22 protein-coding genes are annotated in these 24,179 nt (G+C 68.1%); 15 read left to right on the forward strand and 7 right to left on the reverse strand.

The window, feature by feature from the left end; translation table 11 throughout:
- Positions 1-25 precede the first annotated feature (25 nt).
- Positions 26-1,234: a Na+/H+ antiporter NhaA gene (gene nhaA, locus AB0C30_RS41630; protein WP_357954491.1), complete on the reverse strand. Its 1,209-nt coding sequence runs from the start codon at positions 1,232-1,234 to the stop codon at positions 26-28.
- A gap of 223 nt (positions 1,235-1,457) precedes the next feature.
- Complete coding sequence (gene acs / locus AB0C30_RS41635; protein ID WP_357954493.1) at positions 1,458-3,431, reverse strand: acetate--CoA ligase; 1,974 nt, start codon at positions 3,429-3,431, stop codon at positions 1,458-1,460.
- A gap of 227 nt (positions 3,432-3,658) precedes the next feature.
- Between acs and AB0C30_RS41640 the strand changes: the two genes are divergently transcribed.
- The 7 genes from AB0C30_RS41640 (at position 3,659) to AB0C30_RS41670 (ending at position 10,469) form a co-directional block, all read left to right on the forward strand.
- A complete protein-coding gene (locus AB0C30_RS41640) occupies positions 3,659-4,390 on the forward strand; it encodes an oxidoreductase (RefSeq protein WP_357954495.1) in 732 nt (243 codons plus the stop codon).
- Positions 4,391-5,266: 876 nt separating this feature from the next.
- Positions 5,267-6,307, forward strand: coding sequence for a septum site-determining protein Ssd (ssd, locus tag AB0C30_RS41645; RefSeq protein WP_357954497.1), 1,041 nt, complete (start codon positions 5,267-5,269; stop codon positions 6,305-6,307).
- Between the two features lie 302 nt (positions 6,308-6,609).
- A complete protein-coding gene (locus tag AB0C30_RS41650; protein WP_357954499.1) occupies positions 6,610-7,773 on the forward strand; it encodes a TadA family conjugal transfer-associated ATPase in 1,164 nt (387 codons plus the stop codon).
- Positions 7,774-8,049: 276 nt separating this feature from the next.
- Positions 8,050-8,760, forward strand: coding sequence for a type II secretion system F family protein (locus AB0C30_RS41655; RefSeq protein ID WP_357954501.1), 711 nt, complete (start codon positions 8,050-8,052; stop codon positions 8,758-8,760).
- Between the two features lie 564 nt (positions 8,761-9,324).
- Positions 9,325-9,813, forward strand: a complete 489-nt coding sequence (locus AB0C30_RS41660) for a type II secretion system F family protein (protein ID WP_357954503.1) — start codon at positions 9,325-9,327, stop codon at positions 9,811-9,813.
- Between the two features lie 143 nt (positions 9,814-9,956).
- Positions 9,957-10,232 (forward strand): hypothetical protein, encoded by a 276-nt coding sequence (locus AB0C30_RS41665; RefSeq protein ID WP_357954505.1) that lies wholly within the window; start codon positions 9,957-9,959, stop codon positions 10,230-10,232.
- Positions 10,233-10,298: 66 nt separating this feature from the next.
- Positions 10,299-10,469 (forward strand): hypothetical protein, encoded by a 171-nt coding sequence (locus tag AB0C30_RS41670; protein WP_357954508.1) that lies wholly within the window; start codon positions 10,299-10,301, stop codon positions 10,467-10,469.
- 211 nt (positions 10,470-10,680) lie between these two features.
- Here AB0C30_RS41670 and AB0C30_RS41675 read toward each other — a convergent pair whose 3' ends face one another.
- A complete protein-coding gene (locus AB0C30_RS41675; protein WP_357954511.1) occupies positions 10,681-11,067 on the reverse strand; it encodes a tautomerase family protein in 387 nt (128 codons plus the stop codon).
- A 50-nt stretch (positions 11,068-11,117) separates the two neighbouring features.
- Between AB0C30_RS41675 and AB0C30_RS41680 the strand changes: the two genes are divergently transcribed.
- Together AB0C30_RS41680 and AB0C30_RS41685 are read left to right on the forward strand one after the other, a co-directional pair.
- Positions 11,118-11,597 carry a helix-turn-helix domain-containing protein gene (locus AB0C30_RS41680; RefSeq protein ID WP_357954513.1) on the forward strand — a complete coding sequence of 160 codons (480 nt, stop codon included), beginning with the start codon at positions 11,118-11,120 and terminating at the stop codon, positions 11,595-11,597.
- A gap of 910 nt (positions 11,598-12,507) precedes the next feature.
- Positions 12,508-12,645, forward strand: coding sequence for a DUF4244 domain-containing protein (locus AB0C30_RS41685; RefSeq protein WP_357954516.1), 138 nt, complete (start codon positions 12,508-12,510; stop codon positions 12,643-12,645).
- On the opposite strand, the gene AB0C30_RS41690 is transcribed toward AB0C30_RS41685, so the two are convergent.
- A complete protein-coding gene (locus tag AB0C30_RS41690; RefSeq protein ID WP_357955016.1) occupies positions 12,629-12,952 on the reverse strand; it encodes a hypothetical protein in 324 nt (107 codons plus the stop codon). The two genes, AB0C30_RS41685 and AB0C30_RS41690, sit on opposite strands and share 17 nt — an antisense overlap.
- Between AB0C30_RS41690 and AB0C30_RS41695 the strand changes: the two genes are divergently transcribed.
- Together AB0C30_RS41695 and AB0C30_RS41700 are read left to right on the forward strand one after the other, a co-directional pair.
- Complete coding sequence (locus AB0C30_RS41695; protein ID WP_357954991.1) at positions 12,951-13,235, forward strand: TadE family type IV pilus minor pilin; 285 nt, start codon at positions 12,951-12,953, stop codon at positions 13,233-13,235. The genes AB0C30_RS41690 and AB0C30_RS41695 overlap by 2 nt on opposite strands.
- Positions 13,232-13,663, forward strand: coding sequence for an Rv3654c family TadE-like protein (locus AB0C30_RS41700; RefSeq protein WP_357954518.1), 432 nt, complete (start codon positions 13,232-13,234; stop codon positions 13,661-13,663). Before AB0C30_RS41695 ends, AB0C30_RS41700 begins: the two co-directional genes overlap by 4 nt.
- Positions 13,664-14,218: 555 nt before the next feature.
- Here AB0C30_RS41700 and AB0C30_RS41705 read toward each other — a convergent pair.
- On the reverse strand, positions 14,219-14,857 hold the full coding sequence (locus AB0C30_RS41705; RefSeq protein WP_357954520.1) for a class I SAM-dependent methyltransferase: 639 nt from the start codon (positions 14,855-14,857) through the stop codon (positions 14,219-14,221).
- A gap of 1,081 nt (positions 14,858-15,938) precedes the next feature.
- Here AB0C30_RS41705 and AB0C30_RS41710 point away from each other — a divergent pair.
- Positions 15,939-18,449: a hypothetical protein gene (locus AB0C30_RS41710; RefSeq protein WP_357954522.1), complete on the forward strand. Its 2,511-nt coding sequence runs from the start codon at positions 15,939-15,941 to the stop codon at positions 18,447-18,449.
- Between the two features lie 246 nt (positions 18,450-18,695).
- Here the strand turns inward: AB0C30_RS41710 and AB0C30_RS41715 are convergent, their stop codons facing one another.
- Positions 18,696-19,133, reverse strand: coding sequence for a VOC family protein (locus tag AB0C30_RS41715; RefSeq protein WP_357954524.1), 438 nt, complete (start codon positions 19,131-19,133; stop codon positions 18,696-18,698).
- An 81-nt stretch (positions 19,134-19,214) separates the two neighbouring features.
- Between AB0C30_RS41715 and AB0C30_RS41720 the strand changes: the two genes are divergently transcribed.
- Positions 19,215-19,805: a TetR/AcrR family transcriptional regulator gene (locus AB0C30_RS41720; RefSeq protein WP_357954993.1), complete on the forward strand. Its 591-nt coding sequence runs from the start codon at positions 19,215-19,217 to the stop codon at positions 19,803-19,805.
- Positions 19,806-20,189: 384 nt separating this feature from the next.
- Here AB0C30_RS41720 and AB0C30_RS41725 read toward each other — a convergent pair whose 3' ends face one another.
- On the reverse strand, positions 20,190-22,685 hold the full coding sequence (locus AB0C30_RS41725; RefSeq protein WP_357954526.1) for a DEAD/DEAH box helicase: 2,496 nt from the start codon (positions 22,683-22,685) through the stop codon (positions 20,190-20,192).
- Positions 22,686-23,093: 408 nt separating this feature from the next.
- Here AB0C30_RS41725 and AB0C30_RS41730 point away from each other — a divergent pair, with 408 nt between their 5' ends.
- Both AB0C30_RS41730 and AB0C30_RS41735 read left to right on the forward strand, forming a co-directional pair.
- Positions 23,094-23,444, forward strand: a complete 351-nt coding sequence (locus tag AB0C30_RS41730; RefSeq protein WP_020542579.1) for an STAS domain-containing protein — start codon at positions 23,094-23,096, stop codon at positions 23,442-23,444.
- A gap of 2 nt (positions 23,445-23,446) precedes the next feature.
- Positions 23,447-23,878 (forward strand): ATP-binding protein, encoded by a 432-nt coding sequence (locus AB0C30_RS41735; RefSeq protein WP_225299083.1) that lies wholly within the window; start codon positions 23,447-23,449, stop codon positions 23,876-23,878.
- Positions 23,879-24,179 lie beyond the last annotated feature (301 nt).

Genomic DNA, 24,179 nt, shown 5'->3' on the forward strand with positions numbered 1-24,179 from the left:
CTCCTATCGAGGCCTGGTGGCCGTGTCAAACATCATCCAGCGCGATGCGCCGCTTGCGCATCCGTACGTGAAGCAGTAGCGCCGCCAGGACGGACGCGGTGAGGCTGGCGAACAGGATCCCGGTCGTCACAGCGTCGACCCGCTCCCGGTCGGCGCCGAACGCCAGATCGCCGATCAGCAGCGACACCGTGAACCCGATCCCGGCCAGCAGCGACACCGCCGCCATGTCCCGCCAGTGGAGCTCTTTGGACAGTTTCGCCAGGCCAAGCCGTACGGACAGCCAGGCACCGCCGAACACACCCACAAACTTCCCGATCACGAGCCCGGCTATCACTCCCAGAACTACCCGATCGGAGAAGATACCGCCGATGCTGGAGCCGTCGAGCTTCACCCCCGCCGACAGGAACGCGAAGACCGGCACCGCGAGGCCCGCGGAGATGGGGCGGAGATAGTGGTCGGCGGCCTCCGCCGGGGAGCGGGTCTCGTGCTCTCGCGTCGTGACGCGGGTGAGCAGGCCGAGCGCCACTCCGGCCACGGTCGCGTGTACGCCACTGGCCTCCACCGCGTACCAGGCGCCTACGGCCAGCGGCAGGTACATCCACAGCCGTCCGGCGCCCGAGCGCTGCAGGACCCAGTAGACGGCGATCAGGGCGGCGCCGGCCAGCAGCATGAGGAGGTTCAGATGGGCGGTGTAGAAGGCGGCGATGATGGTGATGGCGCCGAGGTCGTCGACGACCGCGCTGGTCAGCAGGAACGCCCGCAGCGCCGGAGGCATCGAGCTCGCGGTCACGGCCAGCACGGCGAGGGCGAAGGCGATGTCGGTGGCGGTGGGAATCGCCCAGCCACGCGCCGCGCCCGGCGCTCCCCAGCTCACCGCGAGGTACACGAGCGCGGGCACGGCCATGCCACAGAGGGCGGCGAAGATGGGCAGTACGGCCTTGCGCAGGTTGGCCAGCTCCCCGTGGACGAACTCCTCCTTGACCTCCAGCCCCGCCACGAAGAAGAAGATCGTCAGGAGGCCGTGCTGCGCCCACTCGTAGAGCTCCATCGGGCCGAACGCGGTGTGCTGGAGCGCGGTGTAGCCCTCATGGGCGACGTTCGCCCAGATCAGCGCGGCGACCGTGGCCGCCAGCATGACGATGCCGCCGATCGTCTCGGCACGCAACGCCTCGGCCACGGTACGGGCGTAGCGAACGGTCGGTTGGAAAGGCCACATTTCGGCGGTTGGGCGCACGAGGTCTCCTTTGGCGGCTGTCGCGAGGATCGCTTCCCCGTGACGCCGACCCGACTTCCCGGCACACCGATATCCACCCTAACCCGGTAACCGGCCAAGAATGCGCACGTCACGGCGCCCGACCCTGTGCGAGATCTGAGGCCGCCCGCCACCCACGGCGGGTGGCCTCAGATCGCCGTCCTGTAGAGGAGCGGGTTTCGCCTTTCGCCCTTCGTTTCCCCCGTCAGTCTTCGCTCTTCGCCGACGGGAGCTTCTCCGAGATGAGGTCCATCACCGTGCTGTCGGCCAGCGTGGTGACATCGCCCACGCTCCGGTTCTCCGCGACGTCCCGGAGCAGCCGGCGCATGATCTTCCCCGAGCGGGTCTTGGGCAGCTCAGGCACCACCAGGATCTGGCGCGGCTTGGCGATGGGCCCAAGCGCCTTGGCCACGTGATTCCGCAGCTCAGAGGCGATATCGGCACCCTCCTCCGCGGCACCGCGCAGGATCACGAACGACACGATGGCCTGCCCGGTCACCGGGTCGGTCGCGCCCACGACCGCCGCCTCGGCGACCTTCGGGTGGCTCACCAGCGCGCTCTCCACCTCCGTCGTGGAGATGTTGTGGCCCGAGACGAGCATGACGTCGTCGACGCGGCCGAGCAGCCACAGGTCGCCGTCGGAGTCCTTCTTGGCGCCGTCGCCGGGGAAGTACATCCCCTCGAACCGGCTCCAGTACGTCTCGATGTAGCGCTGGTCGTCGCCCCAGATCGTCCGGAGCATGGCCGGCCACGGCTCGCGTACCACGAGGAAGCCGCCGCCCCCGTCGGGCACGCTGTTGCCCTGGTCGTCGACCACGTCGGCGCTGATGCCCGGCAGCGGGCGCATCGCGGCGCCCGGCTTGCCGCTGGTGACGCCCGGCAGCGGGCTGATCATGATGGCGCCGGTCTCGGTCTGCCACCAGGTGTCGACGACCGGGCAGCGGTTGTCGCCGATGTGCTCGCGGTACCAGACGTACGCCTCGGGGTTGATGGGCTCGCCGACCGAGCCGAGGATGCGCAGGCTGGACATGTCGTACTTGGCGGGGATGTCGTCGCCCCACTTCATGAACGTCCGGATCGCCGTGGGGGCGGTGTAGAGGATCGTGATCTTGTACTTCTGTACGATCTCCCAGAACCGGCCCCGGTGCGGGGTGTCCGGAGTGCCCTCGTAGATGACGCTGGTCGCGCCGTTGGCGAGTGGGCCGTACACGATGTAGGAGTGTCCCGTCACCCAGCCGATGTCGGCGGTGCACCAGTAGATGTCGGTCTCCGGCTTGAGGTCGAAGACCGCGTGGTGCGTCCAGGCCGTCTGGGCCAGGTATCCGCCCGAGGTGTGCAGGATGCCCTTGGGCCGGCCGGTGGTGCCGCTGGTGTACAGGATGTACAGCGGGTCCTCGGCGTCGTGCGGCTCGGCGGTGTGCTGGTCGCTCTGCCGCTCGACCAGGTCGTGCCACCACACGTCCTTGTCGTTCGTCGCCACGTCCTGACCGGTACGCCGTACGACCAGGACGTGCTCGACCTGCGGGCACTCGGCGACGGCCTCGTCCACGGTCGGCTTGAGCGCCGAGGGGGCACCGCGGCGGTAGCCGCCGTCGGCCGTGATGACCACCTTGGCGTCGGCGTCGTCGATGCGGCTCTTCAACGCGGTCGCCGAGAACCCGCCGAACACCACCGAGTGCACCGCGCCGATCCTGGCGCAGGCCAGCATCGCGATCGGCAGTTCGGGGATCATCGGCATGTAGACGGCGACCCGGTCGCCCTTGCGTACGCCGAGCTCCAGCAGGGCGTTGGCGGCCTTGCTGACCTCGGACTTCAGGTCGTTGTAGGTCAGGGTGCGGGTGTCGCCCTCGGGCTCACCCTCCCAGTGGTAGGCGACCTTGTCGCCGCGACCCTCTTCGACGTGGCGGTCCACGCAGTTGTAGGCGACGTTCAGCTCGCCGCCGACGAACCATTTGGCGAACGGCGCGTTCCACTCAAGCGTGGTCTCCCACCGCTTGGCCCAGGTCAGCCGGTCGGCCGCACTCTCCCAGAACGCGAGCCGGTCGGCCGACGCCTCGGCGTACGCGGCGGAGGTCACATTCGCCGCGGCCGCCAGGTCGGCCGGCGGTGCGAACCGGCGGTTCTCCTGCAGCAGGTTCGACAACGCCTGGGGCTCGTTGCCAGGGGTTTCCGGGGCCACCTCGTGCTCCTTCAAGGGCCAGATCGGACAGGTCGAGTCCCACTCCACCAGCTCACGTGCTCCGCACACAAGAGGTCTAGACAGGTCTGTACATGTGGCGCCGCGTGGGTGATCCGGTTATCAACGGGACTAACAACTGCTATTGAACTGTTGTCATTTTGGCACCACACCAATATGGAACGGGCCAATGGGTGGGTTTATTGGGTCCCCCGCTAGGGTGGAATGCCGTGAGTGATCCACTGGCTGTCATCGCGGCACTTCCCGGCGTTCCCGAGGCGGTGGAGGAGGCCAGGAAGGCCGTCGACGGGCTCTATCGCCATCGCGTCCTGCGCCGCGCGAGCCCGGCGGTCTCGGCTGAGTCGTCCCTGCGCGGGGCGCGGGCCTCGGCGGCCATCGAGGGCGTCGACGTACCTCTGGACGAGCTGCGCCGGGGCTCGATCGAGGACCCCGTCGTCCAGGGCGCCCTGCGAGCGTCGGCGGAGCTGGGCCGGTTGGGCGCCACTTGGCGCAAGGCCCCCCGCCAGGTGCTCGCCCGCCTGCACACGCTCGCCGCGGCCGGTCTCACGGACGCACTCGGCCGCCCGCGCACCGAGGACCAGGAACTGGCGGCGCGTCTGGAGAGCCTGTTCGGGCTGCTCGAAGCGCCCACGAAGGCGCCCGCGCTCGTCCTGGCCGCCGTCGTTCACGCGGAGCTGGCCGTGCTGCGGCCTTTCGGTACGGCCGACGGCGTGGTCGCGCGCTCGGCCGGACGGCTCACGCTGGTGGAGTACGGGCTCGACCCGAAGTCGCTGGTGGCCGTCGAGGTGGGGCATCTGGAGCTGGCTTATGCCGATGGCCTGCGGTCGTACCTGACGGGGACACCCGAGGGGGTGGCGGAGTGGGTACGACATTGTGCCGCCGCGGTCACCCTCGGCGTACGCGAGACGACCGCGATCTGCGAGGCGCTGCAGAGGGGTTGAGCTGCAAGAGGGGCTGGTCAGCGAGGCGCTGACCAGCGCGGTGCCGCGGAGGGGCCGATCTTGGGGCGCCGCAAGGGTCCTGACATAGCTGACGGCGTCTCAGTCATGAGACGCCGTCTGCCGATACGTCACACCGGGTTACCAAGCGTGCACCTCTATTCGTCGGAGCGGGACAAGCCCGTCACGACGCGCCTCCCGCGGCTGGTCGCGCGTGGGTGCCTGGTTGACGCACCCGGACAAGTGGTCCGTGTCCCCTTTGTACGACGGATCCGCCCTGATGGGAACCCTAGAACCAAGACCTTTACCCGTGCGGGGCTCTGCGGGGGTGAAGATTTCGGGGGCCCGTGGGTTTTGTTACGGTTATCAACCTGTGACGATCACGCAGAGTGATCTGCTTTATGTGATCGTTATGGGGGCACGAAAAAAACTTGGCGAAAATGCGAGATTGCTCCTCGACGAAACTCGAGTCGATCGGGCAGCATACGGGGGTATCTCCGGAAACTGGGGCGACTGTGCATGGGTTTGGTCTGCCAGTCTCTTGCCATGCTCCGGTCAAGTGATGAAAGCTTTCTTCTGAAACGGGACCGGCTCTACCCCCCCGGAGCCGGACCGATCAGGCGACCCCCGCTCTCCCCCCCGGCGGGGGTCGCCCCATTTCTGCCCGGGGCCGTTTCCGGGTGGGTCCCTCTGCGCCTGGATCCGCCCTGAGGGCCGCGCGTCGTCGCACAGGGACTCGCGCCTTCAGGCCGGTCGTCTGTTATCCACAGGGACTCCCCACCTCCAGCCCTCTCATCCACAGAACCACGTTCGGTGGCCCGCCGCCCCACCCTCGCGACGCATGGTGTACCTCCCGATCCGCAGATCAGGAGGCCCCTCATGCACCGCCCACTGGTCATCACCGAAGACCGCGACCTGCTCGACGACCTCGTCCGCATGGCTGCCGCAGCGGGAGCCCAGCTCGACGTGGCCCACGCCCCAGCCCACGCGCGCCCTTTCTGGAACCTCGCGCCCCTGGTGGTGATAGGCGGCGACCTGGCCGACGCGGTGGCCGCCACCTCCCCACCCGCCCGAGACGGCGTGCTCCTGGTCACCCGCGGCCCTGAAGATCCCGACAGCTGGCGACGATGTGTGGCCGTGGGCGCCCAGGCCGTCGTCGACCTGCCGGGAGGTGAGCGGCGCCTGGTGGAGGAGTTCGCCGACGCCATGGAGCCCGATCCCCGCTCCGGCGTCGTGCTCTGCGTCATCGGCGGCCGGGGCGGGGTGGGAGCGAGTTTCCTGGCGGCCTGCCTGGCCCTGCGGGCCTCCGGCGACCGCCTGCGCACACTGCTGATCGACGCCGACCCGCTGGGCGGCGGCATCGACGCGTTGCTGGGGCAGGAGGAGGCCACCGGCGCGCGCTGGGGAGACCTGGTAGCCCGCGAAGGCCGGGTCGGCTCGGCAGCCCTGCGGGCCGCGCTGCCCGCGTTCGGCGACCTGACGGTCCTGTCCTTTCACCGCGGAGAGGTACGGGCGATCCCCGCCCAGGCCATGCGCTCGGTGCTGGAAGCCGGACGCCGCGGCTTCGACGTGGTGGTCGTCGACCTCCCACGCCACCTCGACCCCGCCGCCGTCGAGGCACTGACCAGGGCGAGCGGCACGCTGCTCGTGGCCATGGCCGACGTACGCGGCGTGCTGGCGGCCGCCCAGGTCCTCACAGCGGTAAACCAGCACACCTCGGACATTCGCGCGGTCATCCGTCCCGGAATCCTCGACGACGCCGTGGTGGCCAGTTCCCTCGGCATCCCCTCCGCCGGCCACCTACCCGAGCAGCCCCGCCTCCCCACCACCCTCAATCGCGGCGAACTCCCCAAACTCGGCCCCCGCACCGTCCTCGGCGCCCTCTGCACCTCCCTCCTACGCGACCTACTCCCATCGTGACCAGCCAGACGAACCCCCAGCACCCCCTACGCCCTGACAGGTCCGCTGCGCACGGTCTTCAGTTGTCCGCAATGAGGAGCGCGGTGACGTCCGCATCCGTGCCCACGCCCACCCCCACGCTGGCGCCGACGCCCACCCCCATTCCCATCCTCGCGCCGACGCCGTTGCCGACGTGGGCGTCCGGGTCCGTACTCGGCCCCCCATCCGCGTTCGTGCCTGTGCCCGCCTGTGCCCGCCTCAACAATCTCTGTACTCGCGCTGGGGCTGCCGGAACTGCTGGAGCGGACAACAGAGGTGAGCCCATGAATGCAGGAGGCGTGTCACCCGAGCTGATCGAGGCCGTCCGCGTACGGCTGGCACGGACCGGCGTCGAGCCCAGCGCCGCCCAGGTGGCAGTAGCCCTACGAGCCGAAAAATCCGTCTACGGCGACGCGGAGATCCTTGCCGTTGCCCGATCCCTTTGCGCGGACCTCATAGGAGCCGGCCCCCTGGAGCCCCTCCTGGCGGAGCCCGACGTCACTGACGTCCTGGTCAACGGCTCTCGCGAGGTCTGGATCGACGACGGCCACGGTTTGCGCAGAACCCCAGTGACGTTCGCCGACGACGGCGCCGTCCGCAGACTGGCCCAACGCCTGGCCGCCGCCGCGGGCAGACGCCTGGACGACGCCTCGCCGTACGTGGACGCCAGACTGGCCGGAGGCGTACGCCTGCACGCCGTACTCCCGCCCATCGCCTCAGGCGGCACCTGCGTGTCGCTGCGCCTGCCACCGAGACGTACATTCACGCTGCCCGACCTTGTGGCGGCGGGCACGATCCCGCAGTCGGCGGTACCGCTGCTGACGGCCATTGTGACGGCCAGGCTGGCATTCCTGGTCACAGGTGGCACCGGCACAGGCAAGACAACGCTTCTGTCCGCGCTGCTGTCACTGGCCGATCCGGGTGAACGCCTACTGCTCGTGGAAGACTCGGCCGAACTCCGCCCGCTCCACCCTCACGTCGTACGCCTGGAGTCCCGTCCGTCAAACCTCGAAGGTGCCGGCGGTGTCGGCCTACGAGACCTGGTACGCCAGGCCCTGCGCATGCGTCCCGACCGAGTCGTGGTCGGAGAGGTCAGGGGCGCAGAGGTGGTGGACCTGCTGGCCGCCCTGAACACCGGCCACGAGGGCGGCTGCGGCACCCTGCACGCCAACGCGGCCGCCGACGTACCGCCACGGCTGGAGGCGCTGGGCTGCGCGGCGGGCTTGAGCAGGGAGGCCGTGCACAGCCAACTCGCCGCCGCCCTCGATGTGGTCATCCACCTGACCCGCAACCACTCCGACGGCCGCCGCCGCGTAGCGGAGATCTGCCTCCTGTCGAGAACCCCGACCGGCTTCGTCGAATCCTTGCCCGCCCTGACCTTCGACGCGCATGGCCGACCCCAAACCGGGCCGGGATACAACACCCTGGCGCAGAGAACGCCTCCGTAACCACCCTCCAAACCAGCCCCCAACCCCACCCGTCCCACCCACCGGCACCCTGCCGCCACCCATCCCACCCACCGGCACCCTGCCGCCACCCATCCCACCCACCGGCACCCTGCCGCCACCCATCCCACCCACCCGCACCCGTGCCGCCACCCATCCCACCCAGCCGCACGCGGGCCGCCACCCACCCACCCGTACCTCCACCCACCATCCACCTGTACTTCCACCGGTGAGCTTCACCCGAGCAGACCCGCGACGAGCGAACGGAGGCCCAAAGCCGTGATCGCAGCCTTGGTGGCCGCATTGTCCACAGCAGCCGCCGTATGGCTGTGGACCGGCCCGAACACCGCCACAGCCCGCCTCAACAGGCTGACCTCAGTCCGCGAGCCATTCCCGCAGCGATCCATAAAGCACCTGATCACCCGCCCCAGCCCAGCCCGTCGCGCCGACGCCTGGCGTCAGGCATCGATCGAACTCTGCCAAGCCCTCTCAGCCGAACTGACCGCAGGCCGTACTCCGGGCGAAGCCCTCACCAGAGCGATCACCGCAGTCGACTTCCCCGACCCGGAAGCCCTACGCCCGGTGGTGGCGGCGGCAAGAGATGGCGGCGACGTGTCCACAGCCCTTCTGTCAGTGGCCCCCCAGCAGGGCGGCGAGGGACTACTCCGCCTGGCCGCCTGCTGGAACGTCAGCGTGACCGTAGGCGCGGGACTGGCAGCCCTCGTCGAGCGTGTCGGCAGCACGTTACGTTCAGCCCAAGCTCACCGCCGGGACGTCACGGCACAACTGGCAGGCCCACGCACCACTGCGAGAATGCTGGCCGCGCTCCCTGCCCTGGGCCTCCTCATGGGAAGTGCGCTGGGCATGCGCCCGCTCGCCTTCCTCTTCGGCAACCTCCCCGGCCTCGCCTGCCTCACGGCCGGAATCGCCCTCGACGCCTGCGGCCTGTGGTGGACCCACCAGATGGCAACTCGCGCCGAAAACTCATAGTGACGCCCGCTCCACCACCGCCCGCCCGGATCTCCGTCGCCCGCCCGGATCTCCGTCGGACGATCACGCCGCTACCTCGGACGATGACGGCGCTACCTCGGGTGATCACGCGGCTCCCTCAGATGATCGCGCGGCGCAACCAACCGGAACGGACCCCAGACGATGTTCGAGCTGCTCTCCGCAGTCTGTGCCTGCGTGGCGACCTGGCTGTGGATCCCCCCGACAACTCCGGCCGAACGCCTGACCCGCCTGCTACCACCAGAAGCCGCCACCCAACCCGGGCCGAGGGCAGGCATGCCCCTGCACCCGACCGGAAGACACCTGCACCCACCCGGAAGACATCTATACTCACCCGGAACACACCGACTCCCGAACTCAGGCTCCACGGACCCGGATGCCGACACATTCGCCCCACCGACCTGGCTAGATCACCCCGCGGCCTCACCTCGCCGCATCAATCGCCGCACGCTGGTCGGAGCACTCGGGACCGCCCTCATCACCGCCCTACTCATAGGCGGGGGAGCCGGACTCATAGCCGCTCTGCTCGCCACCCCCATCGTCGGCGTGATCCTGCACAGACAAGTCGACCCGGAAACCCGCCGAGACAGCAAAAAGATCACCACTGACCTGCCGTTCGCCGCCGACCTGATGGCAGCTTGCCTCCTCGCCGGGCAGCCGGTCAGCGCAGCCACCGAGATAGCGGCTGGCGCGTTGGGCGGCCCGCTCGGCCAACGCCTGTCGTGGGTGAGCCGGCAACTCCGACTGGGCGCCGACCCTGACCCCACCTGGGCCTTCCTCGCCCAAGAACCCGCCACGGCACAACTGTCACGAGCGATGAGCAGAGCGGCTCAGACCGGCGCCCCGGTTGCCGACGTCCTGACGCGCCTTGCCGACGACGCCCGCCAATCCACCCGCGCCACGTCTGTGGCCGCAGCCAGGAGCGTCGGCGTGAAGGCGGTAGCACCCCTCGGCCTCTGCTTCCTACCGGCCTTCGTCCTCCTGGGCATCATCCCCGTCGTCGCGGGCCTCGCCACCGCCATCACCGTCCCCTAACACCTAGTGACCCATCACCGAACGTTGGACAGGTAGTCGATCTTGGACACGAGCAAGGCACTTGCGTCAGGTGTCAACGGGGGAAGGTCTGCCAGGTGCTGTGGGCGGACCCAGCCATCACCCCAGGCGATCTGATCCGCCGCTTGTCGCTCAATATCGGCTTCTTCCTTGATCACGAAGTACGGCAGGCGCCCGGCTACCGTCCTGACCTGGCCACCCTGGACGCCCAGCGGGAGCGGATCGTGCTGGCCGGCGGCCGGGACTCCCGCCAGCACTTCCCCTACCGTCCCGGCCTCGCCCTGGCCGACCGCTGGGGGAAACCCATGATCGATTTCCCGGGCGACCACACCGGCTACTGGTCCCAGCCCGACGAGTTCGCCGCCACCCTCATCGACGTCCTGACCAGCCCGACGACCTAGGGCCACCGAATCTGGAAGGCCTGATTGATTACAGGCGCGGAACTCATCAGGCTGGCCGCTTTTTCGATGGTGGGAGGTACTCGCGCGGATCTGGCTCGTCTGGAGCGTGAGCTGGACAGCCGCCGTTACCCCGACGCCGCGGCGTTCGGGGCCTGCATCGCCGCGCTGATCACGGTCATCTGCCTGGCTCGGTGCCCGCCTTCTGGCTGGTCGAACGCCAGGTTCGCCAAGTACTGACCGCACGAGGCGTCACCAAGGCCCGACGGCTTGTATGCCGGTCAAACTGCTGTCCCCACTGGTCGGCTCATTCTGGAGCCGCCAGCCGGCATCCGTCAGATCCTGGGGATCGGCCAGTCACCACCGAGCATCCCGCAGTCCACTGGCCTGGACCTGCTCGACATCGATCGACGAGACCTCCGCTGAAGATCACTCACATGCGAAAACGGGGCTAGCCGTCGACGATCACACCTCCGAGCGCAGTGCGGCCGGCCGGGGTGGCGACGAGTTCGACCGTGATGGTGTCGCGCAAGTGCGCTCCGAGGACGTCGGCGACGGCATCGGTGACGGTTCGTACAAGCTTGGCAATGAGCTCGTCGCTGTCGGGACGGTTGAACGCCGCCTCGCGGATGCCGAACATGATCGCGGGTGGCGCCTCGTCGACTGGCTTGCCCCGCAGACCCAGTCGTCCGGCGGGTACGCCGTCGAGGTGGATGACCGCGATGTCGCGCGCCCACTCGCCGTATACGTCGACCACCGCGTCGGTCAGCGCGGCAATCAGGGCCGTTTCGTTGCCCTGCAGCTGTGACTCCAGGACCCGGACCGTCAGGTGTGGCACGATGGACCTCCTGTTTGTTCCTAAATTAGCTTTAATCTCAAAGGTAATTGGTGAAGCGCCAGATGGTCAACAACGCGGACGGCATGACCACTGACCAGGCGGTGCGGTTCATGCTGCTGCTGATGCCCAGGATGGTCGGGCGAGCCAAGCGGCTGCCCGTCCCAGAGGCACTGCGGACGCTCGATCTCGCACCCCGCCACCTGTCACTGCTGGCCTATCTGCAGTACGACGGGTCTCTCACGGTGAGCCAGCTGGCGGAGCGACTGGAGATCGCTCCGACGACCGTCAGCCTCATGGTGGGTGATCTGTCTCGCCGCGGCGTCCTGACACGGGAAGAGGATGATGCCGACCGGCGACGGCGGGTCGTCGCGATCGCACCGCAGTACGTCGAGCCGATCCGCGAGTGGCTGTCGGGCAGCGCACTGGCGTGGACCGAGGTCCTGTCCGACCTCACGCCGTCCGAACGCGCCACGATCGTGCGGACGATGCGTGCCTACGAGACCGCCTTGGGCAAACGGATGCACGGTTGAGCTGAAGATCACGCATGCGCGAAAACGGGGCGAGCGCCTCGTCGGCCGTTCAACCCCGAATTCCTCGATGGCCATCCGAGCTGGCGTTAGAACAGGGCCGTCTTCACTGACCGGCCCGGCCGGCTCCTCCGAGCCTCGCCTTGGCGGCGCCCGATCGCCAGCGGTGGCCTCGACGCCTACGCGGTGCCCGGTTGCCAGCGGTGACCTCGACGCTTACTGACGCCACCGCATCGCGTAGGAGCACAGCACCACTGTGTCCACCGCTAACGCGACGGATACGCCTCTCACGGCCTGACCTGCCTTGCTGTACTCCACCCGTCGACCCACACCCCGACGACCCACACCCCGCCGACCGGCACTCGGAAGACCCGCACACGGCTCGTAAGGCCGCCCTGCACGCTTTTGAGGCCGCCGGGCGTCCCAATCAATGGCCGGTTTGGGATGCGTGAACGCCTGCGCGCTCATGAACGCCTGCGCGCTCATTCACACAGGCATGGACATGCGCGGGGGAGGGCTGCCGAGCACCTACACGTACCGGATCGACGTCGGGAGCACGCGGAGAGACCAACTGTCGCAAGACGGGCAGCGCGCCCGTAAACCTCCAGGTCAGCACCCTGCTTATGGGGCAGTCCAACGTTTTCCACAGAACGTCGTTCGGCTCATCCGACGCACGCAGCCTTGAGCCACTGTTGGACCCACGCCGGACGACACCCGGCTCCGATCACCTGGAGGCACCATGCATCATGCGGCAACCACCCCGAACGCCGCCGCCACACCGCCACAAGACCCGCCGACCGCCACACCGCCACAAGGCCCCCCGACCGCCAAGGCAACCAGCCCAGCCATCCGCCACCACGGCTGGCTCGCCGACAGGTGGGCCCGTTGTTCGGGACCACACCGCGAGCGCGGCATGTCCACAGCCGAATATGCCGTTGGCACAATCGCCGCGTGCGCCTTCGCGGCGTTGCTGTTCAAGGTGGTCACCAGTCCCGAGGTGCATGAGATGCTCTCGAAACTCATCGACAAGGCGCTCAACACAGCCGGATGACCGCGCCCCAAGCCGAGACCTCCAAGCGCGTGAAACGGCCGACATCAGGTTCGAGGCGGTCGGTGTCGCTCGCGAAGCGATCCGTAGCGCGTCGTAAACGGCCGACATCAGGTTCGAGGCGGTCGGTGTCGCTCGCGAAGCGATGCCTATGGCGTCGCAATTGGCCGACATCAGGTTCGAGGCGGTCGGTGTCGCTCGTGAAACGATTCGTATGGCGTCGTAATTGGCCGACATCGCGGCTGAAGCGGCGGCCGACGTCGCGCGGCTCCGTCACCGCCGAGACCGCTATGGTCCTGCCCGCGCTCATGGTCGTCTTGGCCGCCGCATTGTGGACGATCCAAGTAGTCGGGGTCCAGTTGGAATGCGTCGACGCGGCTCGCGCCGCAGCCCGGGCCGCAGCCAGAGGCGAGCCACTGGACGAAGTGCGCGAACTCGTACGATCCGCCACCCGCCCCAACGCGCAGGTGGACATCAGCCGTAGCCCGGAGAGCACAAAAGTAGAGATCTCGGTGGAGGTACGACCAGCATGGGGAGCGTCCCTGCCCGCAGTACAAGTGGCCGCCTCTGCGACAGCCGACACGGAGTCATGACACGCTGGCGCACCTCGGCGAAGAAGGATCGAGCGGCAACGTTCGTCAAGCGAGCAGACCGGGGCTCCGCGACATTGTGGGGAGTCGCGCTCATGGGCCTGCTCATGGCGGTCGCCACGGCCCTCGCTACTGTGGGCTCCGTACGCGTCGCCCGCCATCACGTACACGACGCAGCCGACCTGAGCGCACTTGCGGCGGCGAGGTTGGCAATCTTCGATCCCCAAGCAGCCTGCGACAGAGCGAAGACCGTAGCCGCGAAAAACGGCGCCCACCTCCTTCAATGCACGCTCACAGGTGAAATCGCGGATGTCCGAACCTCATTGACCATCACTCTGCCCGCCTTAGGAACCCGAACCCTGACGGGTAGGGCCCGCGCCGGCCCAAGCGAGTACCCGGCCTCGGCAGAGCACCCCCACAGATCGCAGTAGGGATGTGGCCTGTGCAGGGTGCGCACACAGTCCGAAGTAGGGATGCGGCCTGTGCGGAGCCCCCACCGACCGGAGAGGGGGTGCGGCCTGTGCGGAGCCCCCACCGACCGGAGAGGGGGTGCGGCCTGTGCAGAGCACCCCACGGACCGGAGAAGGGATGCGAGCCATGGCAGGGCGCAACAAGCGGGAGCAGGAACGCAGGCCAGACAGAGCAGGCAAAGGCCGAAGGGTGTGGGCCCGATAGAGCACTCACGACAGGAGTAAGCGTGCAGACCCGGTAGAACGCGACGGCCTGCGGCGGGGTGGACCTGGTGGGGATGCGCACGAGCAAGGCCGACAGGCCAAGTGAACGAAGAGCGGGCGAGCGGGTGAGGAGCGAGTGAGCCGGACGGAGCTCGGTCGGCAGGGACGTCGGTTCCTGCTCGGCCGGAACAGGAATGTCGGTTCCTGTCTCGGCCGGAACGGGACTTCTATACCCGCTCGGCCGGGGTGACCTCCTTGATGACCACGTGCATACGGAGAGGGAAGACCTTGTCCGGCAGTTCTCCTGGCCGGTCAGATCCTTGTGCCACTGAGCAACAGGAAGAGCGGCACGCGGCGGCGGCGCGCCAGTTCGGCCAAGTCGCCGTCGAACCGCTCTTCCTGAGGGGCGCACTCACGTAGAGCCGACAGTGCAAACCCGGCGTTCATCAGCGCATCTACATAGTCCTCAACAGTCCGGTGAAACCAGACGACACTGCCGCCCAACCAGTTCCGCCGCCGTGGCCCCTTGAGGAAGTAGTCATCGACGATCCAGTTCGTGCGCGGCTTTCCCGTCCCGGCGTCATATGAGCTGAGAACGGGATGAACAACCGAAAGAATGATCCGCCCACCAGGCGAAAGGCATGTGTGGCAAGCCGTCAGCACCGCCTCCAGATCCTCGACATAGTGCAGGGCCAGACGAGAAATGATCAGATCGAACGAAGACGGCGGGGCGGAAAAGTCCTCTATGTCCGCTCGCTCGGCTCGCCCACAGGTGCCTCGAAGGGTCGCGCTGGCAGCCTCCACCATGGCTGCCGAGCCATCCAGGCCCAGGTAGCTACGGCAGCCGGCGTCCAGCAGAGTCCGCCCGATGGCCGCATCCCCGCAGCCGAGATCCAAAACGCGCAGATCGGTGACCGTGCCAAGGGCATCCAGTAGCGCTGGCTCCTCCATGACGTGGTTTGGGCTCGTTATTCCACTGTGCCGATGGTCGCGATACCTCTGGGAGATCTTGGGTGAGTCGTAGAAGGAGCCACCACGCTGAGATGCAGCAGTCACGATGCGGAGTTTGACATGCTCCTCGCCCTGAAGCGGCGAAGATTCCCGTGCTGCTCACGCAGCAGTCCATGCTGCGCAAGCAGCACGAGCTGTGGAACGGGATGCTTGACGCTTCACTGACCCGCCTATCGGCAAGTCTCCACGTCCTGTCACCGCCCGTCCGGCGGCCTCGTTGTACCGATGAATCCAGGAAGTGATCTTACGGTCAGCTTGGTTGTCGCTTGCCCGTTCGATCACGGAAACCTTACCGTACGTGATTGAGCCGTCGCAAACAGTTCCAAGCACTGCACGCTCGCGCCCCAGAGGGCGCTGGCGCGCGGGTCTACACCATCGCGCCTGAAGACGGGAGCACTGGCCCACCTCTTGGTAGATCGATCGGCCGGTATGACGACGCGCTGAGGTGGACGGAGGTGTGGGTGTGCTTCCGTCTTGGCCCCTGGCTTCGTCCTGGCCCTGGCCCCGATCCGGCCCTGGGTTCCGATCCCGGTCCCAGGGCCCAATTCTGGGTCCTCGCCTCGTATGCCCCGACCTGCGCTGTGAGGCTGCGGGCTGTGAGCCTTGGTTTAGGTGGCTCCTGGTTCTGGGCCGGGGAGTGGACCCCGGCCCATGCTGAGGGCTGAGCCTCGCTCCCGCAGGGCGGGGTGGGCCGTTATTTAGCGCATTGTTCGTGAAAGCAGAGGCCTTTTTTCACTTTTGCGAACAATGCGGCTTCTGGGGCTGCCGGGGCTAGGTCGCAATCGAATTACGACTTCTTAGACAGAGTGTCCAAGAGTTAGATAGCTCACATAAGGTGCCGCTTACTCGTGAGTCCATGCCGTCTGGGGCCGGAGTCTGGGATAGCCCGGACCTGAGCCGTTAGGGTGCGGGTTCAGGGGCGGTCGGTGATCGACATCGGCCAAGCGGACTGCATTCCGGTCGTCGCGTGAACGCCCCAGGGCGGTCAGGCGGCGCGAGGCTCTCTATGGAGGGAAGCGCCGTGACGGTTGGCAGAGCGATAGTCGCGACGGCGGTCGTCGCGGGAACCATCGTGCTCGGTGGGTCCGCTCAGGCGGCCGTGGTGGCGCGGCAAGGTGCGGGCCCGGGGGAGATCACGTCTCCGTCCGACGGTCAGGTGGTCACGAGTGGATCCGTGCCGATCTCAGCGCATACCGGGTTAATGCAGCTCAACATGGGCGTGTACGTGGAGGGCCCCTCGACCACCAGGCAGAAGGTCGCCGGTGGGGGTGCCAACCAGACGATTTCCGGGACGTTCGACGCGGGCAGCGCACCCAACGGGACCTTCAACGTGGTCCTCAAGGGTGAGATCACCGGCAGCACCTACGCGACGAGCACTTTCAAGCTGAGGCGGCCCGCCGCCGCGCCGGACAACGTCGCCGCGGCCCTGCAGGGGACCGAGAAGATCGTGGTGACCTGGAGCAAGGGCTCGGAGCCGGACCTCCAGTCCTACGAGGTGGCAACCAGCCAGTCCGGCATTGTGGGCAGGCTGCCCGCCGACAGCGCCTGCTCCGGATCATCGTGCAAGGCCGTGCTCGCCGTACCGACCAAGGCGGCCGGGCAGCGGGTGGGCTTCACCGTGAAGGCGTTCAGGGGCGACGGCGATGGCGGGTCGATCGAGTCCGGCAATTCTGGCGCCGCGTACGTGACCATCCCCGCACCACCGGCCGCCCAGCCGAAGAAGACGGCCACGAAACAGGAGACCACGGGCACCAAGAAGGGCGTCGAGACCCTCCCTACGCTGCCCGCCAAGAAGCACGCGCAGTCCACGGTCGCGCCCACGCACAAGGCGACCACGACGAAGAAAACCGACAAGCTCCCCGCCATGCCCGACACCGACCCCAAGGGCAATCTCCCGATCCCGACCGCCGACACGACCGGAGATTCGAGCAGGACCGACGGCCTCGCTCCGAACGGCTCCACAGGCGACGCCGACTCTGCTGCCATCGATTCCAAGGTGAAGGCCCAGTCGTCGGAGTCGGCCGCCGGAGGCATCGGCCAGTACGGCCTGTACGTCGCAGGCGGGCTCGTCTTGCTGCTGCTGGCCGCGCACGGAGGCGCGTGGGCGCGTCGCCGGTCTCTCGCCGTCGCTGGTGCTGGGGGTTCGGTGCCGCACTCGGCTGCCGCTTCGCCAAGTCTCGGCATTTCCGCTCAACCCAGTACGGATAGCGTCCCGCCCACCGCTTCGGTCCCCCGACGCCCTGCCGTGGTGCTGGCAGTCGCCAAGGTCCGACCGGCCAGTGAGCATCCTCGTACGCAGTCCCCTGAACAGTCCCGCGCGCCGGAGCGGTCGGGTGCTCAGGTGTCTGAGCGTTCGCGCGGGTCAGAGCGGCTTGGCGCCCAGGCTCCCGGAGCCTCGCGTACGCCACCAGGACGTTCCGGTGCGCAGACGCCCGCACGGTCTCGCATGCGGGCACTGGAATCCCACATGCAGGCGCTGGAACAACCTGGCTCGGCGGCGTCCGACCGACCCACTTCGGGGGTGTCCGACCGGCCCGGTCCGGGAGCACCTGGGCTGGAAGCGTCCACCCTGGGAGGGTCCACTCCAGGGGTTCCCGGTCTGGGGGTGTCCGATCGGTTTAGTCAGGGGGTTGCTGGTGTGGCCGGTTCGGGCGGCTCCGATCGGTTCGCTCCAGGGGCGTCCGACCAGTTCGGTCCGGAGATGTCCGACAGATCTGGTCGGGGGGTTTCCGACAGGTTCGGTTCGGGCGGGTCCGATGGGTTCGGTTCGGGTGGGTCCGACAGGTTCGGTTCGGGTGGGTCCGACGGGTTTGGTTCGGGTGGGTCCGAACAGCTCGGTGTGGTGTCGTCCGATCGCTTCAACTCGACAGCGTCTGGCCTGCTGGCCACGCCGTCCGCAGCACGGCGTCACGCAGAGGGGCCGAGTGCCGGTCGGGCTAACGGGCCGGTGCCGGGGCAGGCTCGTGCGCAGGTACGCGCCGCCCTCCCGCTGCACCTCAGCGACGCCGATATGGGGGCTGCTGATCCGGATGACTGGGCGTCCGGCGGTCAGGCTGGCCCGGCGGGCGCTGGACAGGCTTCCTGGTTGTCCGGCGAGCAGGATGGCCAGGCGGGCGCTGGGCAGGTTTCGTGGGTGTCTGGGGAGCGGGATGGCTGGGCGGATGCCGGTCGATATGACCTGGTTTCCGTTGATCAGGATGGCTGGAGGGGAGCGGCTCAGGGTGATCGAGAGCCTCTCGACCAGTCCGGTCGGATGCGTGCTGAGCTGGACGGTCGGACGGTCCGTCAGGAGCCCGTACGGATCGCGCTGCCCAGCTCGGCCGTGATCGAGGTGCCCGAGTCGGCCGCTGCCGTCACGCCGCCCGCAGTACGGATCGAGGAGCGTTGGGACGACTACCTGCCCCCTGCGCCCAGGGCGATGGAGGACAGTGGCTTCTGGGAGCGTCCGCAGCCCGGAGCGGGTGACTTCTGGGCGGCTGACGACGACGAGAACGCCTTCGCGGGCCACCGCCATCGCGGCGGCGACAGCTAACCCACGACCAACCCACCAAGCCCTCCGAAGGAGTCGGCCGGTGGGGAGCACTTGCCTCGGCTGGCGCTAGCCCTTCGGCGGGTTCCTCCGTGTCGAGGGCGTGCCTGATGCGACCGGTCTTGCCGAGATCATCGGTATGCCGTCGGACTTTGAGTCCCTGGCATGGGCACTGATGTGGTGGGTGAGGTCATCTGGCGCAGCGAGCAAGCCGTTGTTGAGCCGAGGCCGGACGGGCTCTGTTGTGCGTCAAAGGGCTGCGGATCCTTGTGAATCCTGAGTCTGGTACTGGCCGGCGTACTCGGCGGTGGGAACGGTGGGTGTGATGACGTCGATGAGCACTCCGTTGGGGTCGGCCACGATGAAGTGCCGCTGCCCGAAATCCTCGCTGCGCAGTTCGAGCACGGCCGGCAGACCTCCCCGTACCACGAGCCGTTCCCACTCCCCGTCCACGTCCTCGACCTCGAAGTTGAGCAGCAGCCCCTGAACGTGTGCGCGGTGGCCCTCGGGAAGCGTCGGATGGCGGTGGTCGAGAAGCGCGAGCTCGTACGGCGGGGTCCCCGGCCGGCGCAGGCTCACGTACCAGTCCGCCTCGAACGTCGCCTCGAACCCGAACCACCCGACATAGAAGTCCCGGGACTCCTGCAGCAGGGAGGTGCAGAGGACCGGATAGAAGCTGGTCAGCATTACGGAAAGCTCCTTCGCATACCGTTGGTATGTCAAGCTACGCTATTGGCATACCATCGGTACGTCAACAGGGGTGACGCGATGCACAAGGGCAGCAGGATCGAGCAGCGCGAGCAGACCCGGCGGATTCTGGTGCGCGAGGGCAGGCTGTTGTTCGCGAGCCGGGGTTACGGGGCGGTGGGCCTGTCGCAGATCGTCGCCGCTGCCGGGGTGACCAAGGGTGCGCTGTACCACCATTTCGAGAGCAAGGCCGACCTGTTCCGTACAGTCCTGGAGCAGGTGCAGGGGGAGGTGGCCGAGACGGTGGCCGCGACCGCCGAGGTCCAGGACGACCCATGGGAGCAACTGGTGGCCGGGTGCCGGGCGTTCCTCACAGCTTGCACCGATCCGGACATCCAGCAGATCATGCTCATCGACGGCCCCGCAGTCCTGGGCTGGAGCGAGTGGCGCGCGCTGGACGAGGCCGCCTCCGCCCGCCATCTGGCCGAGGCGCTTTCCGGCCTCATCGAGGCAGGGGTTATCGCACGACAGCCGGTCGCCCCGCTGACTCACCTGCTGTCGGGGGCGATGAACGAGGCCGCCCTGTGGCTGGCCGGCTCCGGAGATCCCGGCGACCTGGACGACGTGTGGGCCGCCTTGTCCCGGATCCTGCAGGGGTTGCGCCTCGAGTGAGTGCGCGCATCGTTGTGTTCTACGAGTGGGTCTGGCAATGCGGTCAGTGGGTGGTCTCGCCTCGACCAACCCGCTAAGGATCCGGAGGAAGCGGTCAGTGGGTGGTCTCGCCTCGACCAACCCGCCAAGGACCCGGAGGGATCGGTCAGCGGGTGGTCTCACCTGGGCTTATCGAGGTTCGGGCGGTCGCGCGCTGCCTGGTGCGGTGACCACAGTGGCCCCTGGGTTTGGTCCGGTCCCTGCGACAGTCCGTCGTGTCAGGGGCCCTGGAAGGTTTGTCCCGCCGGGTGGCCCGAAGGGGTTGCGCCGCCGGGCCACCCGGGCGGGATACCCCTTCGGGGGAGAGGGAGAGTGGACACCCGGCGAACGTCCGTCGACACCGGACTAGCTTGCGGCGGAAGCGGAGCGTAGCAAGGTGTCCAACAGGTGGATGGCACCGCGTTTGTCCAGGGGCTCGTTGCCGTTGCCGCATTTGGGGGACTGGATGCAGGATGGGCAGCCGCGTTCGCATTCGCAGGAGGCGATGGCCTCGCGGGTGGCCGTGAGCCAGTCGGTGGCACGGGCGTAGCCGCGTTCGGCGAATCCGGCGCCTCCCTCGTGACCGTCGTACACGAACACCGTCAGCAGGCCCGTGTCCGCGTGAAGTTCCGTGGACACGCCGCCGATGTCCCAGCGGTCGCAGGTGGCGAAGAGGGGGAGCAGGCCGATGGCGGCGTGTTCGGCGGCGTGGGCGGCGCCGCCCAGGTCGAAGCCTTCCTCGGCCAGAGTGGCGACTTCTGAGGCGGGGAGCGTCCACCAGACCGCGCGGGTGCGGAGGGTACGCGGCGGGAGGTCCAGGGGCTCGTCGCCGAGCATCTCGCCGGACTGGAGGCGGCGTTTGAGGTACGAGACCACCTGCCTGGTCACCTCCACCTCACCGAAGTGGAGGCTGCCGGGGCCGAGGTCGTGCGAACGCAGGGAGGCGAGCACCGAGATCTCCGTCACGTCGCGCGCGAACGTCGTGTAGTCGGGCTCCGCACCGCCCACCAGGGCGACGCCGGCTTCGAGGTCGAGGAGCTCCACCAGGTACGTCTCACCCTGATGCAGGTAGACGGCGCCGGTGTGGACGGTGGTGTGGGCGGACGGCTCGTCCACGCTGCCGAGGAGACGGCCGGTCGCGGACTCCACGACCTGGATGGGCGCCCCTCCGCCGCCCCTGATATCGGCCAGGTCGGTGGCACGTTCGCGCCTGGTCCAGAACCAGCCTGCGGGGCGCTTTCTGAGCAGGCCCTCGGTGACCAGGTCGTCGAGGACGTTCGGGGTGGTGGGGCCGAAGACGGGCAGGTCGGCGTCGGTCAGCGGGATCTCCGCGGCGGCCGCGCAGAGGTGGGGGCCGAGAACGTACGGGTTGTCCGGGTCGAGCACGATCGCCTCTACGGGCTGGCCGAAAAGGGCCTGGGGGTGGTGTACGAGGTAGGTGTCGAGGGGGTCGTCCCTCGCGATGAGTACGGCGAGTGCCTCCTGGCCGTCGCGGCCGGCTCGGCCCGCCTGCTGCCAGAGGGAGGCGCGGGTGCCCGGCCAGCCGGCGATCAGGACGGCGTCCAGGCCGGAGACGTCCACGCCGAGCTCAAGGGCGTTCGTGGTGGCCAGGCCCATGATGGAGCCCGAGCGGAGGGCCTTCTCCAGGAGCCTGCGGTCTTCGGCGAGGTATCCGGCCCGGTAGGCGGCGATCCGGTCTGGAAGGTCGGCCCAGTCGGCGGACTCGGACTCGGACACGGACACGGGCACGGACTCGGACACGGACTCGGACACGGACTCGGACACGGGCACGGACTCGGACTCGGGCACGGACACGGGCACGGACGCTCCCCAGGACAGCGTTCCCTGGTCTGCGCCTGGTGGAGCGGTGCCCTGGTCTGAGGGCGGTGGGGTGGAAAACGCTGGGTGAGTGTCCTGGGTGGGGGATGACAGGGAAGGGCGGTGGTCCCGGGACGCCATGGGGACGTCGTGGTCTGGAGACCCTGGGTGAGGGGCAGAGGGGAGCGGGGAAATGTCCCGGCCTGGGGGGATGGCGTGGCCACCAGACAGGGGGAGCGCGCCGGGATTACCTCCTGCCGGGGCGAAGGCCGTACTCGATGAGCCGCCAATCGGGGTCCCGGCCAGGGAGAAGGCGACGTCGGCGAGTTTGGCGCGGGCGGTCAGGGCGACTGTCTCGGCGCCGCGTCGGGAGCGGACGAAGGCGAGGGTACGGACCTTCGCCAGGACGAGGTCCGTGAGGAGGTCCGCGGCCTCCGCGGTGGCCGTGCGGCGCACCGGAGCCCCCCTCTCGCCCCGTAGCTCGGTCAGGGGCGGCTCCCAGAGCGCGATGGTCGTCGCACCCTTGGGAGACCCGTCCGACGTCACCTCGGCCATCTCAAGCCCCGTCAGCCGCATCGCGAACGCCCCCGGCTCGCTGGCCGTCGCTGAGGCCAGCAGGAAGACGGGCTGCGAGCCGTAGCGGGCGCAGACGCGGCGCAGGCGGCGCAGGATCTGAGCCACGTGCGAGCCGAACACCCCGCGGTAGCCGTGGCACTCGTCCACCACGACCATCCGCAGCCGCCGGAAGAACGACGACCACTGGGCGTGCCGGGGCAGGATGCTGCGGTGCAACATGTCGGGATTTGTTAGTACGTAGTTGGCGTGCTGCCGGACCCAGGTACGTTCCTCGAACGGCGTGTCGCCGTCGAAGCAGGCCGCGCGGAGCTGGGTGATGCGGAGCTCGCGGAGGCCGCGGAGCTGGTCGGCGGCCAGGGCCTTGGTAGGCGTGAGGTAAAGGACCGTGCCGCCGTCGAGGCAGGAAGTGACCGCCGGAGTGAGGTACGCGAGCGACTTCCCGGATGCCGTTCCGGTGGAAATGATCACATTTCGGCCACGATGGGCCAGATCAGCGGCTTCGTACTGGTGTGGCCACAATCCCGGGATTCCGCGGTTCGCCAAGCGCGTAACCAGGAGTTCCGGCGCCCATTTCGGCCAACCCACTTGACCCGCCTGACGTGCTGGAACATGCTCCACATGAGTGACGCGCTCATGACGTGCGGGAACACCGAGCAGGTGACCGAGGAGTGGACCTGGCCGGTGTGGGGAGGAAGCGGAGGAAGTCACTGTTTCCAGTCTGCATCCGTGGGCAAAGTCGCCGGGAATCGTGATTTCGTATAGACACAAGCCAGACGCGTGGTTGAATGCCGCGCGTCAGGGTCAGACGGTCTGGAGCCCCGTTCCAGACTGCCAGGCCCGCAAGGGTACTTTCGCAGGCGAGGCGCTGGAGGATCTGTGGATCTGAAGTTGGATCACCACAACGAGGACCGACTCACCATCGTCGAGGTTGAGGGTGAGATCGATGTCTACACGGCGCCGAGATTGCGTGAGCTCCTCATCGACCTGGTGAACAAGGGCAACTTCCACCTTCTCGTGAACATGGAGAAGGTCGACTTCCTCGACTCGACGGGCCTCGGTGTCCTGGTCGGGGGGCTCAAGCGGGTTCGGGCGCACGACGGTTCGCTCGAGCTGGTGTGCACGCAGGAGCGCATCCTCAAGATCTTCCGGATCACCGGACTCACCAAGGTCTTCGGGATCTACGCTTCGGTCGACGAGGCCAAGGAAGCTCACGGCAAAGACAAGTAGTCATGGCTACCGTCGAGCTGACGTTCAGCGCCCTCCCCGCGCATGTGCGGACCGCCCGGCTGGTCGCGACGGCGATCGCCCGGCGCACCGGCGTGGAGGAGTCACTGCTGGACGAGGTCAGGCTCGCCGTCGGTGAGGCCTGCTCCCGGGCGGTTGAGGCGCATCGCGCGCACTGTCCGGGAGAGCCCATCCGCATCGAGCTGAAAGACGACTCGGGACGGTTCGAGGTCACGGTCAGCGATCAGGCCCCCAGCGATGAGATCAAGCAGGAGCAACCTCTCGATTTGGGCATGCTCTCTGACTCGTTCATGTCGGGGTTCGGCATCGCGGTGATCGCGGGGCTGGCCGACGATGTGGAGGTGTTCCCCAGTCCGAAGGGGATGCGCATCCGCATGAGCTGGCCCGCCGCCACCAATGGTCACGCGCCGATATAACGACAATCTTTTCTTTTTACGGCACGGCACGGTGGGCCCCGCCCGCCGACCGTGGCTGAGCCCTGTCCAGGGATACGCTCCTCTGGTGATACGGGGCTGGGCGCCGATACGAGGCACGGCACCCATGGCTTCCACAAGCCAACAGCCATAGAGCACCAAGCCACCCGACGGCCAAAGGGCACCAGCCGACAGCCGTAGGGCCGTCGCCGTCCCTTCCTAGTGACCGGCCGGGTCGTGGGTATCCATGGCCCGGCTCTGGCATGTCATCCCGGCCGTTGGCCGCTGAGGACATCTCCCAGCC

This window comes from Nonomuraea sp. NPDC048901 (genome assembly GCF_040649695.1).
Taxonomy (GTDB): domain Bacteria; phylum Actinomycetota; class Actinomycetes; order Streptosporangiales; family Streptosporangiaceae; genus Nonomuraea.

Bases quoted from the DNA above. Each gene is read 5' to 3' on its own strand.
- AB0C30_RS41685 (WP_357954516.1), top strand. From the start codon at position 12,508: ATGTCCACAGCCGAATATGCCGTTGGCACAATCGCCGCGTGCGCCTTC.
- AB0C30_RS41735 (WP_225299083.1), top strand. From the start codon at position 23,447: ATGGCTACCGTCGAGCTGACGTTCAGCGCCCTCCCCGCGCATGTGCGG.
- AB0C30_RS41700 (WP_357954518.1), top strand. From the start codon at position 13,232: ATGACACGCTGGCGCACCTCGGCGAAGAAGGATCGAGCGGCAACGTTC.
- AB0C30_RS41670 (WP_357954508.1), top strand. From the start codon at position 10,299: ATGGTGGGAGGTACTCGCGCGGATCTGGCTCGTCTGGAGCGTGAGCTG.
- AB0C30_RS41690 (WP_357955016.1), bottom strand. From the start codon at position 12,952: ATGAGCGCGGGCAGGACCATAGCGGTCTCGGCGGTGACGGAGCCGCGC.
- AB0C30_RS41695 (WP_357954991.1), top strand. From the start codon at position 12,951: ATGGTCGTCTTGGCCGCCGCATTGTGGACGATCCAAGTAGTCGGGGTC.
- ssd (WP_357954497.1), top strand. From the start codon at position 5,267: ATGCACCGCCCACTGGTCATCACCGAAGACCGCGACCTGCTCGACGAC.
- AB0C30_RS41650 (WP_357954499.1), top strand. From the start codon at position 6,610: ATGAATGCAGGAGGCGTGTCACCCGAGCTGATCGAGGCCGTCCGCGTA.
- AB0C30_RS41705 (WP_357954520.1), bottom strand. From the start codon at position 14,857: ATGGAGGAGCCAGCGCTACTGGATGCCCTTGGCACGGTCACCGATCTG.
- AB0C30_RS41715 (WP_357954524.1), bottom strand. From the start codon at position 19,133: ATGCTGACCAGCTTCTATCCGGTCCTCTGCACCTCCCTGCTGCAGGAG.
- AB0C30_RS41720 (WP_357954993.1), top strand. From the start codon at position 19,215: ATGCACAAGGGCAGCAGGATCGAGCAGCGCGAGCAGACCCGGCGGATT.